The 12533-nt window shown below is 67.7% G+C and carries 9 protein-coding genes and 1 pseudogene; 1 reads left to right on the top strand and 9 read right to left on the bottom strand.

Features of this window, described 5'->3' with window-relative positions; translation table 11 throughout:
• Positions 1-23: 23 nt before the first annotated feature.
• Positions 24-998 (bottom strand): annotated as a pseudogene (locus ABIC51_RS13605) (methyl-accepting chemotaxis protein); the annotation flags it as partial.
• A gap of 291 nt (positions 999-1289) precedes the next feature.
• Here ABIC51_RS13605 and ABIC51_RS13600 point away from each other — a divergent pair.
• On the top strand, positions 1290-2870 hold the full coding sequence (locus ABIC51_RS13600) for a methyl-accepting chemotaxis protein (protein WP_354006516.1): 1581 nt from the start codon (positions 1290-1292) through the stop codon (positions 2868-2870).
• Positions 2871-3097: 227 nt separating this feature from the next.
• Here the strand turns inward: ABIC51_RS13600 and ABIC51_RS13595 are convergent, their stop codons facing one another.
• Genes ABIC51_RS13595 through ABIC51_RS13560 form a run of 8 tightly spaced genes read right to left on the bottom strand, consistent with a single transcriptional unit; the run spans position 3098 to position 12326 of the window.
• Entirely contained in the window at positions 3098-4621 is a 1524-nt protein-coding gene (locus ABIC51_RS13595) for a UxaA family hydrolase (protein WP_301761802.1), read from the bottom strand.
• The gene (locus ABIC51_RS13590) at positions 4618-5778 is read right to left on the bottom strand and encodes a mannitol dehydrogenase family protein (protein WP_226228809.1); all 1161 of its coding nucleotides are present in this window, start codon (positions 5776-5778) and stop codon (positions 4618-4620) included. The genes ABIC51_RS13595 and ABIC51_RS13590 overlap by 4 nt, the downstream gene beginning before the upstream one ends.
• Positions 5779-5809: 31 nt before the next feature.
• On the bottom strand, positions 5810-6820 hold the full coding sequence (locus tag ABIC51_RS13585; RefSeq protein ID WP_027792848.1) for a zinc-binding alcohol dehydrogenase family protein: 1011 nt from the start codon (positions 6818-6820) through the stop codon (positions 5810-5812).
• 22 nt (positions 6821-6842) lie between these two features.
• Complete coding sequence (locus tag ABIC51_RS13580) at positions 6843-7718, bottom strand: amidohydrolase family protein (protein WP_081066322.1); 876 nt, start codon at positions 7716-7718, stop codon at positions 6843-6845.
• Positions 7715-8731, bottom strand: coding sequence for an aldo/keto reductase (locus ABIC51_RS13575; RefSeq protein WP_146253067.1), 1017 nt, complete (start codon positions 8729-8731; stop codon positions 7715-7717). Before ABIC51_RS13575 ends, ABIC51_RS13580 begins: the two co-directional genes overlap by 4 nt.
• 36 nt (positions 8732-8767) lie before the next feature.
• The gene (locus ABIC51_RS13570; RefSeq protein ID WP_059699561.1) at positions 8768-9715 is read right to left on the bottom strand and encodes an ABC transporter substrate-binding protein; all 948 of its coding nucleotides are present in this window, start codon (positions 9713-9715) and stop codon (positions 8768-8770) included.
• Between the two features lie 42 nt (positions 9716-9757).
• Positions 9758-10789 (bottom strand): ABC transporter permease, encoded by a 1032-nt coding sequence (locus ABIC51_RS13565; protein WP_027792852.1) that lies wholly within the window; start codon positions 10787-10789, stop codon positions 9758-9760.
• Positions 10782-12326 carry a sugar ABC transporter ATP-binding protein gene (locus ABIC51_RS13560; RefSeq protein ID WP_146253066.1) on the bottom strand — a complete coding sequence of 515 codons (1545 nt, stop codon included), beginning with the start codon at positions 12324-12326 and terminating at the stop codon, positions 10782-10784. The genes ABIC51_RS13565 and ABIC51_RS13560 overlap by 8 nt, the downstream gene beginning before the upstream one ends.
• Positions 12327-12533 lie beyond the last annotated feature (207 nt).

Genomic DNA, 12533 nt, shown 5'->3' with positions numbered 1-12533 from the left:
CGCCGGCCCCGTCACGCGAACCGTCACGCCGCCACCGCGCGCTCCGCGAGCCTGAACTCGCCGACCGTCTGCGCGAGCCGGGCCGCCTGCTCGCGCAGCGACGTCGCGGCAGCCGCCGATTGCTCGACCAGCGCCGCGTTCTGCTGCGTCGTATCGTCGAGCTGCGACACCGCCTGATTCACCTGCTCGAGCCCCGTGCTCTGCTCCTTCGCGGCGACGCTGATTTCGGCGATCACGCTCGTGATGTTGCGCACGCCGTCGACGATTTCGTCCATCGTCGCACCGGCCGTCTGCACGAGCCCGGAGCCGCCCTCGATCTTCTCGACCGATGAGTGGATCAGCTGCTTGATTTCCCCCGCGGCCTGCGCGCTGCGCTGCGCGAGCGCACGCACTTCCCCGGCGACGACCGCGAAGCCGCGGCCGTGCTCGTTCGCGCGGGCCGCCTCGACGGCGGCGTTCAACGCGAGAATGTTGGTCTGGAACGCGATGCCGTCGATCACGCCGACGATGTTGGCGATCTCCGCCGACGCCTGCGTGATGTCGTTCATCGTCGACACGACGTCGCGCACGACCGTGCCGCCCCGCAGCGCGACGTCCGACGCCGATTCCGCCAGACGGTTCACCTGGCTCGCCGCATCGGCCGGGTTGCGGGCCGTGCCGGCGATCTCCTCGAGCGCGGCGGCCGTTTCCTGCAGGCTCGACGCCGCGTGTTCGGTGCGGGCCGACAGATCCTGGTTGCCCTGCGCGATCTCGGCGCTCGCGAGGTTCACGGACGTGCTGAAATCGCGGATCTGCCGCAGGATCGTACTGATCTTCTCGGCGAACGCGTTGAACGCTCTCGCGATCTGCGCGGCTTCGTCCGCGCCGTCGGCCGGCAGGCGCTTCGTCAGATCGCCGCTGCCGCTCGAGACGTCCGTGAGCGCGTCGCGCACTATCAGGATGTGCTTGAAGGCCGCGCTCGTCATCGCGCCGACCAGCGCCGCCGCGATGATGGCGACACACGTCGCAAGTATCCGTGCGCGAATTGATGACAGCATGATGACTTCGGTCTCCGTTACCGCGTGATCGAAATGGGATCGCTGAACAAGGCGAACCTGATCCGTTTAACGGCACGGCGGGCGAAAACAGCGCCGGTCTCCGGCTCAGCGTGACGAATGCGGATCGCGGTCGGATTTATTTTGACGACAGGCAACCCGCAAACGATTGCCCCGCAGCGCCGGTCCTAAACCTTTCTTTCACCATTCCGTTAATCAGGAAATCTATTTGATAACCACAACCGGATTCCTCCCATGAACGATCGACGATTAACCGTTCGCACGAAGCTGATCATGGCTTTCGGACTTCTTACGTGTACGGTCGTGCTCGTCTCCATCGTCGGCATCGTCTCGCTCGGCAACGCGAACGCGGCATTCGACGACTATGTCAACGGCACCAACGCCCGCGCGAACCTGGCCGACAAGATTCGCTTCGCGGTCGACCGGCGCGCGATCGCCGCCCGCAACCAGGTCCTCGCGGCCAGCCCGCGCGACGCGGACATCGAGAAGGAAGCGGCGCTGCAGGCCGACCACGAAGTCGGCGCGCTGATGGGCGAACTGACGAATGCGGTCCGCGAGGGCAGCGGCGTATCCGACAAGGCGCGCGAACTGGTTCGGCAAATCGGGGCGGTCGAGGCGCAGTACGGCCCCGTGGCGCGCGCCATCGTCGACGCGGCGGCGAACAACCGGCGCGATCAGGCGATCACGATGATCAACGAACAGTGCCGACCGCTGCTGGCCCAGCTCGTCGCGGCCACCGACACGTATGCGACGTACTCGCGCGCGCGGGCCGATCAACTGGTGAAGGAATCGGACGACCGTTATACCTCGCGACGCCTGATGCTGATCGCGATCTGCATCGCCGCCGCGGCCGCGCTCTCGGGCCTCGTCATCACCCGCGGCCTGCTGCGCTCGCTGGGCACGGAGCCCGCCGTGCTCAGCGATATCGCCGGCCATATCGCCGCCGGCAATCTCGGCGCCGAAGCCACGACCGGCGCCGCGCCGGCCGGCAGCGTACTGGCTTCGATGCGCGACATGCAGGCGAACCTGATCCGCCTGATCTCGGAAGTCCGTACCGCATCGGGCAACGTCGCGACCGGCGCCGGCGAAATCGCGTCCGGCAACCAGGACCTGTCGTCCCGCACCGAACAGCAGGCCGCGTCGTTGCAGGAAACCGCGTCGAGCATGGAGCAACTGACCTCCACCGTGCGCCTGAACGCCGACAATGCGCAACAGGCGAGCGGCCTGGCCAACAACGCATCGGAGGTCGCGCAGCGCGGCAGCTCGGCGGTCGGCCTGATGGTCGACACGATGACCGACATCAGCGCGAGCTCCGCCAAGATCGCCGAGATCACCGGGATCATCGAAGGGATCGCGTTCCAGACCAACATCCTCGCGCTCAACGCGGCCGTGGAGGCTGCCCGCGCCGGCGAACAGGGCCGCGGCTTCGCGGTGGTGGCAAGCGAAGTCAGAAGTCTTGCGCAGCGTTCGTCGAGCGCCGCGAAGGAAATTCGCGAGCTGATCTCGCAATCGGTCCGGAAAATCGAGGACGGCTCGCATATCGCGAACAACGCGGGCGATACGATGAGCGAGGTCACGCATGCGATCTCGCGCGTGACCGACATCATGGGCGAAATCGCCGCGGCGTCGAGCGAACAGAGTCGCGGCATCGAGCAGGTCAATCTCGCCATTACGCAAATGGACGAGGTCACCCAGCAGAATGCGGCGCTCGTCGAGCAGGCAGCCGCCGCCTCGAAGTCGCTCGAGGAACAGGGAAACCGGCTTGCCGAGGCCGTCTCGTTGTTCCGGCTCGACGCGCGCATGGCCGGCGCGTAGGTCGGCGCCCGCCGCCCTGCCGCCGGCTCACCTCGACACAGAGTTCGAGCGCCCGTGCGCGCGTCTCGGCGAGCAAGCGCAGCGCTTCGCCGAGCAAGCCCTTCTCCAGGTCGGAGAGATGATCGTAGCGGCCGATTTCGCCGATCGCCGGCTCGCTCATGCGGGTTTCCATCGCGGCTTCTCCTTCGCTGTCCGATTGCGCACGCGGTCGCATGTCGCCTTTCGCGTCACATGACCGCACCGCGCAGCCACGGCACGAACTCGCGTTCGCCGATGCCGTTGTCCTCGCTGCGGGATCGTCGTCCGGAGGCAACGTCGAGCATCAGCCGGAACAGCCGCTCGCCCGCTTCGCCTACCGAGAGCGAACCGGCGACGATCCCGCCGCTGTCGAAATCCATGTCCGATTGCATACGCTCGTACAGGCCGGTCGTCGTCGCGATCTTGATCGTCGGCACCGGCTTCGAGCCGAACACCGAACCGCGGCCCGTCGTGAAGCACACGAGATTCGCGCCGCCGGCGATCTGCCCGGTGGCCGACACCGGGTCGTAACCGGGCGTATCCATGAACACGAGCCCCGCTTGCCGCACCGGCTCCGCATAGTCGTAGACCGCGCGCAGCGGCGAGCGGCCGCCCTTCGACACCGCGCCGAGCGATTTCTCGAGAATCGTCGTGATGCCACCGGCGAGGTTGCCGGGCGACGGGTTGTTGTTCATTTCGCCGCCGTTGTCGGCGACGTAACGCTCCCACCACTGCAACCTGCCGAGCAGACGCTCGGCCACGTCGCGCGACGCCGCTCGCGCGATCAGCAGATGCTCGGCGCCGTAGATCTCGGGCGTCTCGGACAGAATCGCGGTGCCGCTGTTGCGGACCAGCAGATCGACGGCCGCGCCGAGCGCCGGATTCGCGGTGATGCCCGAGTAACCGTCGGAGCCGCCGCATTGCAGGCCGACCGTCAGCCGCGAGGCCGGCACGGCGCTGCGACGCGCGCCGTCGGCCGCCTCCAGCAACTCCCGCACGATCGACACGCCTTTGGCCACGGTGTCGCGCACGCCGCCTTCGTCCTGGATCACCAGCGTGCGCACGGTACCAGGTGCCGTCGCGTCGAGCCGCTGCGCGAGCGCGCCGACCTGGTTGACCTCACAACCGAGGCCGACGAGCAGCACGCCGGCGAAATTCGGGTTGCGCGCATAACCGACGAGCGTGCGTCGCAGCAGTTCGATGCCGTCGCCGGTCGCCGACATGCCGCAGCCGCTCTGATGGGTGATCGCGACGACGCCGTCGACATGGCCGAACGCGTCGAGCGCGCCGTGCCGGTATGCATCGGCGATCGCATGACAGACACTCGCCGAACAGTTGACGCTCGCGATCACGCCAACGTAGTTGCGCGTCCCCACGCTGCCGTCGGGACGCACGAATCCGTCGAAGGTATCGCGGCGATCGGCCGGAACGTCGTGCGTGTCGCCCGCCGGCCCGTCGTCGTGCGCATGCCGCTCAGGCATCCCGACGTTATGCACGTGCACGTGCTCGCCCGCGGCGATGTCCCGCAGCGCGACGCCGATCGGCTGCCCGCATTTGACGATCGCGTCGCCACGCGCGATCGGCGTGGTGGCGATCTTGTGGCCGGCCGGTATCGCGGCCGCCGGCCGCAGCGGTGCGCCGTGCACGTCGATCGGCACGTCCGGCGCCAGCGCATCGAGTGCGACGGCGACGTTGTCGTTGCCGTGAAGGATCACGATGGTCGGTTGCTTCACGATGGTCTTCTCCCTGTCGTTGCGGCCACCGGTTCGCAGCGGGCGACGAGTTGCCGCAACCGCGGTTGTTCGGCCGCCAGCGCCAGCGAATCGGCGAGCGCGAGCAGCGGCTCGATCCGCCGCGCGACCTTCTCGCGATGGTTGACCGCGATATCGGCGATGCGATGCGCGAGAAACGGATTGAGAAAGCGCTCGCGCACGCTGTCGACGTAGTGTTCGGCCGTTTCGCGCAAGCCCAGCGCCACGAATACCGGCGCGACTTCATCGCGCCACACGGCTTCGAGACCGTCGCGCAACCGCGCATCGTTCATCGCGTCCAGCACCGTTTCCGATGCGTCGCGCCCCGCCGCGAGCCACTGCTCCGCGAGCCAGCTGTGCCCGAGATTGAGGAAGAACAGCTTCAGGCGCTCGTGGCTGCGCAAATCGTCGGTGACGACGACCCGAGCATGCGTGCACGGCAGCGCCATGCCGGCACGCCGCTCGATCGCCCACAGCGCGTAGGGCTCCGCGATCGCGCCGACCGGATGGAGCGGCTCGGATACGATGCGGTCGACGAGCGAGTTGACCCACACGCAGCGGTTGCCCAGATAGTCGGCGAACGCGTCGGGCAGCCGCCACTGGCGCGCGAGGTCCAGCACGATGTCGCGCAGCGTGTCGCCGTTGTCCGTCACCAGTTCGCAAGGCAGGATGGAGACGCCGTCATCGGGCCGCACCTGCCAGCGCGCATGCAGCAGCGCGAGCAGCTTCGCCGGAAAGCCGTGCGGTGCGTGCTCCTGCTGGGCCAGCAGGTCCACGGTGTCGCGCGGATCGGCGCGATACCCTGCGTCGCCGGTGTTCGACACGATGACGCGTACGGTCTCGATCGCGGCACCGCGTATCTCCGCCCAGTCGTGCTCGGCGTCCCACGCGCGATGCACGGCGCGGCACTCGACGACTTCGTCGACCACGCCGCCGCGGTCACGCCCGCGAATCCGCACCGGATAGCGACCGGTGGCGCGCAGCGCGTCGATGCGGGCGCGGCTGGCCGGATTGCCGGTCGTCTGCACGATGCCGATGCCGCCCATCGCGTTGCCGTCGTCCAGCGCCTGCGAGACGAACAAGTCGACGTGCGCGAGCAGGAAGCGGCTCGTGCCGAACTGGAGGATCGGCGGCGTCATCGCATGCGCTCCGCGTGCCGGATTCGATCGATCAGCATTCGACGAGCGCCTTCACGACGGTCTGCCCCGCATCGAGCAAACGCGGCAGCGCATCCGGCACCTCTTCGAGCCGCATCCGGTGCGTGTTCAGCGCGCGGTCCGGAATACGCCCCCCGCGCATCGCGTCGAGCACCGTCGCGAAATCCTCGGCCGTCGCATTGCGGCTCGCGAGCAGCGTGGCTTCCCGCTTGTGGAATTCGGGATCCGAAAAGGCGACGTGCCCGCGCACGATCGAGATCAACGTGTATTTGCCGCCATGCGCGACGAATTCGAAACCGCGATTCATCGCATCGAGGTTGCCTGTGGCGTCGAACACCGCATCGAAATACTCGCCGTTCGTCAACGCCGCGAGACGCGCCGCGTCATCCTCGCCCACCTCCACGGTCGCATCAACCGTCAGATGTTGCCGGCAAAACGCCAGTCGATCCGCCCGCGTGTCGAGGCATGTGACGTCGGCGCCACGCAGCTTCGCGAAGATCATCGCGGCCATGCCGATCGGCCCGGCGCCGACGACCAGCGCGCGCTGCCCGGCGCGGACGTCCGCGCGCCGCACCGCATGCGCGCCGATCGCGAGGAATTCCAGCATCGCCGCCTGATCGAGCGAAATGCCGTCGGCCTTGTGAACGAACTGCGCAGGCACGCTCAGGTATTCGGCGAGCGCGCCGTCGCGATGCACGCCGAGCACCTTGATGTTCACGCAGCAATTCGTGTTGCCGTGCCGACAGGCGATGCAGTGCCCGCACGACAGATACGGCATCACGTACACCGCGTCGCCGACGCCGAGCCCCGACTCGGGTTCCGCCTCGACGACGACCGCCGAAAGCTCATGGCCCATCACGCGCGGATAGTCGAGGTACGGCTGGTTGCCGGTGAAGATATGCAGGTCGGTGCCGCAAATGCCGACCCGTTGCACGCGCAACAGTACTTCGCCGCTGCCGCGTACGGGCAGTTCGCGCTGCTGCACGCGCAGCACGCCGGGGGATTCGCAAATCACGCTGAGCATGTCGGGTTCCTTTCGTTCTGGTTCATTCGTCGTGGCGTGCGGTGTCGATCCGGTAGAAGCGGTGTGCGTTGCCGCCGAAGAGGCCGTCCAGCGCCGCGGCGCCGAGCAACCGCGCGCAATCGTCCTCGCACGCGGCCAGCCATTCGCCGTAGCCGCCGCACGCCGACGCCAGCCGCAGCACCGGCCAGTCGCTGCCCCACATCAGGCGCGTCGGCCCGAACAGCTCGGCCAGCGCGTGGACATACGGCCGCGTGCGCGCGCGCACGGCATCGGGCCCAGCCGACGGCCCTGCTTCGGTCCAGAGGCCGGACAGCTTGCAATGAAGGTTCGGCAGGCGCGCAAGCCGGCCCATCGCCGACAGCCACGGCTGCCATTCGCCGCGCTCGATGAACGGCTTCGCGCCATGGTCGATCACGATCGGCAGATCCGGATGGCGTCGCGCGAATGCATGCAGCGCATCGAGATGACGCGGCATCACCAGTGCATCAAAACGCAGCCCGTGCTCGAGCATCGCGGCGACCGCGCGATCCAGCCGCGGATCGTCGATCCACGTGTCGTCGGGCAGATCCTGCAGCATCGGTCGCAAGCCGCGCGCCTTTGGCGCGGACGCAAACGCCGCGATCCGCGCCGGTGCGTCGTCGGCCTTCAGGTCGACCCAGCCGACCACCGCGCCGACGCTCGGCGTTTCGTCCGCGAGATCGAGCAGAAAGCGCGTGTCGGCTTCGCTCGGCAGCGATTGCACGAGGACAGTGGTGTCGATGCGCGCAGCGTCGAGCAGCGGCGCCAGATCGGCCGGACCGAAATCCCGGTGAATCGCATCGAGTTCGGCCGGCGGCCAGCAGCCGGCCCGTGCGTCGATGCGCCAGTAGTGCTGATGGGCGTCGATGCGCATGGTCATGCGTGGGCTCCCGGAACCGGCGCGTGCGCCGCGATCAACCCTTCGTCGCGCAGCGCATCCCACAGTTCGGCCGGCGCGGGACGCTCGAACCAGTCGACGTTCTGCTTCAACTGCGCCACGCTGCGCGCGCCGACCACGCACGATACGACGGCTGGATGACCGAACGGAAACTGCAATGCCGCGGCGGGAAGCGGCACGTCGAAGCGGTTGCACAGCGCGCCGAGCCGCGTGGCCTTGTCGATCACGTCGGCGCTCGCATCCGCATAGTTGAACTTGCCGTTGCCGGCGAGCAGGCCGGAATTGAACACGCCGCCGATCACGATCGCCGTCCCGTCACGGGCGCACGCGTCGAGCAGCGGTTCGAGCGCCGTCTGTTCGAGCAGCGTGTAGCGGCCGGCCAGCAGCACCGCATCGAGCGCCGCTTCGTTCAGCGCGTCGGCCGCGACTTCCCATTCGTTCACGCCGAGACCGAACGCGCCGATCTCGCCGCTGGCGCGCAGCGCCTCCAGCGCGCGAAACCCGCCGCCGCGCGTCAACTGTTCCCAGTAGTGCGCGTGACGATCGCCGTGCGTCATCGCGCCGATGTCGTGCACGTACAGCATGTCGATCCGCGCGAGCCCGAGCCGTTGCCGGCTGTCGTCGTGCGAGCGCATGATGCCGTCGTAGCTGTAGTCGTAGACGGGCCGGAACGGCAGCGGCTCGGCCCAGCCGTCGTCGCCCGGCCGCACGCTCGCGTCGGCGCGCATCAGCCGCCCGACCTTCGTGCTGAGCGTGAACGCGCTGCGCTCGCGCGGAGCGAGCCCCGCCCCCACGCGCCGCTCGGACAGCGTGTAGCCGTAATACGGCGCGGTGTCGAAGTAGCGCAGGCCGGCAGCCCACGCGGCGTCGACCAGCGCGGCGGCGTCGGCCGCCGACATCGGCCGATAAAGGCCGCCGAGCTGCGAGCAGCCGAGGCCGAGCGCGGACACCGTCAGCCCACTGCGCGGCAAGGTGCGCGTATCGTTTGCGTTCATGAGTGGTGACTCGATGCGTGCAAGCGGGACGGGCGATCAGTACAGGACATTCTTCGCTGCCTGCGAATCGAGGTTCTGCTTGTCGACCATCACGACGCCGGTATCGATCAGCTTCGGCGCGGGCTTGCGCTCGATCACGTCGAGCGCCGTGCGCACGCCCTGGTTCCCCATCTGCCACGAGCCCTGCACGGCGATCGCCTGCACGGTGCCGTCGCGCACGAAGCCCTGCAGGTCCTCGTTGCCGTCGAACCCGATCGCCACCACCTTGCCCGCCTTGCCCGACTGCTTCAGCGCACGCCCCATGCCGACCGCGGTCGGCTCGTTCGCGCCGAAGATGCCCTTCAGGTCCGGGTTCGCCGACAGCACGTCGGTCGTCTGGTTCAGCGCGGTCGCCATTTGCGATTGCGAGTAGTACGGGCCGACGACCTGCAGCTTCGAATGGCTCTCGATGTACTTGCGGAACCCGCCGACGCGGCTGACCTCGGAGCCCGCGCCCGGTACGTACGACATGATCGCGATCTTGCCCGACTGCCCGACGCGGTCGATCAGCGCCTTCGCGCACAGCGCGCCCGCTTTCTCGTTGTCGGTCGACAGGAATGCCTGGTAGTACGGCTTGCCCGCGTCCGCGATCGCCGAGTCGATCAGCACGACGGGAATGTGCGCTTCCCACGCCTTCTTGATCGCGGGCACGAGCGCATCGGGATCGGACGGCGCGAGCACGATGCCCGCCACATGACGCGTAACCGCGTTGTCGACCATGTTGACCTGCCCGCTGATGTCGGACTCGGCCGCCGGGCCCTGGAACGTCATCGTGTAACCCTTGGCGCCGCCGAGCGCCGCCTTCGCGCCCTTCTGCACGTTCTGCCAGTAGTTCGAATTGACCGTCTTGACGATCACGGCGATCTCGCCGCCCGCCGCATACGCGCCGCTGCTGCACACCGCGAACACGCACGCCGATGCCGCCAGCAGGATGGATTTGTTCATGTCTCGCTCCGCTTCTCGTTGGTAGGGACTGCTTGCTGCCGGTCAGGGTCGGCGATTGCGCAACTGGTCGATCCACACCGTGCCGAGGATCACGACGCCGATGATGATCTGCTGGATGAAGCTCGACACGCCGTTCATGTTCAGGCCGTTGCGCAGCACGCCGATCACGAACGCGCCGATCGCCGTGCCGGAGATCGTGCCGACGCCGCCCATCAGCGACGTGCCGCCGATGACCGAACTGGCGATCGCGTCGAGCTCGTACATCACGCCTTCGTTCGGCTGCCCGGTGACGAGCCGCGACATCAGCACGCAACCGGTCACGCCCGCGAGCGCGCCGGACAGCACGTAGGTGAACAGCTTCACGCCCTGCACGTTCACGCCCGACAGCCGGGCGGCTTCCGCGTTCGACCCGACCGCGTAGATATGGCGGCCGAGCGACGTTCTCGACAGCAGCACGGACACCACGACGAACAGCACGACCATGATCACGACCGGATACGGAATGCCGGGAAAGGTCGTGTCGGGGAACCCGTCCGCGCCGATGCGCGAGATCCGCAGCAGCGCGCCGTTGCCGAGCGCGCCGAACGCATCGCCGAGATCCGATACCGGCCGCGCGCCGGTGATCTGCAGCGCGATGCCGCGCGCGACGAGCATCATGCCGAGCGTCGCGATGAACGGCGGCAGGCCCATCTGCGTCACGCAGATGCCGTTGACGAGCCCGCACAGCGCGCCGACCAGGATGCCGGCCGCCATCGCCGCGGGCACCGGCGCGCCGGCCTTGACCAGCAGCGCCGCGCACACGCCGGACAGCGCGAGCACCGAGCCGACCGACAGGTCGATGCCGCCCGTGATGATCACGCAGGTGGCGGCCACGCCCAGATAGGCGATCGACGTGACCTGCAGGCCGACCGTCATCAGGTTGTCGACCGAGAAGAACGCCGCGCTCGAGATCGAGAACGCGAACACGAGCACGACGAGACTGCCCAGCGCCGCGAACTTCTGGATCAGGTCGCGCCGCCGCTGTCGCGCCGCCCGTTCGTCGGCCTGGCTTCGATCGGATGTCATTTCAAGCATGGGAACGCCCCGACGCGTAGTGCATGATCTCCTCCTGACTGGTGTGTTTCGTATCGAGAAATGCGGTCAATCGACCTTCGTGAAAAACGGCGATCCGGTCGGTCATGCCGAGCAGTTCGGGCAGTTCCGAACTGATCAGCACCACGCCGACGCCGTCGGCGGCGAGCCGGTCCATCAGCCCGTAGATCGCGAATTTCGCGCCGACGTCGATGCCGCGCGTCGGCTCGTCGAAGAACAGGATCTTCGAGCCGCGGTACAGCCATTTGCCGATGACGACCTTCTGCTGGTTGCCGCCGGACAGGTTTCGGACGCGCTGGTGCACGGACGGCGTGCGAATCGCGAGGTCCTGCACGTAGCGGCGCGCGACGTCGAGTTCGTCGTCGAAGCGCAGGAATCCGAAGCGTGACGTGATGCCGCGCACGTTCGCGAGCGTGAGGTTCGCCGCGACGGGCATCGGCAGCGCGAGACCCTCCTTCTTGCGGTCTTCCGACAGATACGCGATGCCGTGCCGGATCGCCTCGCGCGGCGAGCGGATCGTCACGGGCCGGCCGTGCAGCCCGATCGTGCCGCCGTCGGGGCGATCCGCGCCGAAGATCGCGCGGGCGATCTCGGTGCGCCCGGCGCCCATCAAGCCCGCGAAACCGAGGATCTCGCCGCGGTGCAGCGCGAACGACACCGGCCCGAACACGCCGTCGCGGCGCAGGTCCCGCACGTCGAGCAGCACCTCGTCGGTCGGCACCGATTGCCGCGACGGATAGGCGTCGTCGAGCGTGCGTCCGACCATGCGCGCGACGATGTCGTCGATGCTCACGTCGGCGAAAGCGTCCGTCGAGATGTGGCGCCCGTCGCGCAGCACCGTCACGCGATCGACGATCTGCGCCATTTCGTCGAGCCGGTGCGAGATATACAGAATCGCCACGCCGTCGGCGCGCAGTTCCTCGATGATGCGAAACAGCTGCACCGTTTCCGTTTCGGTCAGCGACGACGTGGGTTCGTCCATGATCAGCACACGCGCATCGTGCGACAGCGCCTTCGCGATCTCGACCATCTGCTGCTGCGCGATGGACAGCACGCCGACCTTCGTCGTCGGCGCGACGTTCAGGCCGATGCGCGCGATGCAGCGCGCCGCCTCCGCGTTCATGCGTTTCGTATCGACGAACGGCCCGCGCCGCGGCTCGCGCGCGAGGAACAGGTTCTCCGCCACGCTCAGGTGCGGGACGAGATTGAGCTCCTGATGAATGATCGAGATGCCGGCCGCCTGCGCTTCGGAGGCCGAATGAAACCGCACCGGCGCGCCGCGATAGTGGACGACACCGTCGTCGGGCAGGTACTGGCCGCTGATGATCTTCATCAGCGTCGATTTGCCTGCGCCGTTCTCGCCGCACACCGCATGCACCTCGCCGCGGCGCAGGTCGAGGCGAATCCCGTCGAGCGCGAGGACGCCGGGGAAGCGCTTGCGAATCCCGTCCAGGCGCAGGATCTCCCGGTCCGGTTCGTCCTGCGCGGCCTGACCGGGCAGATTGCGAGGCATTGCCATTGCGTCTCCTGGGGATGGATCGACCTCGACACTAACCGGTCAGTCCAATTTGGATGAATTACAGCAATCAAAGCCATTTTGGTCAAGCCAATTTAATTATTCACATCTGATCTTACCAATAGTGAAAACCCGGACATCCGGATGAACGCGCCGCTACACGGGGCGATGCGTCCGGCGTGATAGACTCCGCGACACGCGCTTGCGCCC

The organism is Burkholderia sp. 572 (assembly GCF_040545135.1).
Classification (GTDB): domain Bacteria; phylum Pseudomonadota; class Gammaproteobacteria; order Burkholderiales; family Burkholderiaceae; genus Burkholderia; species Burkholderia cepacia.
This window is presented reverse-complemented; position numbering and strand designations above follow the sequence as displayed.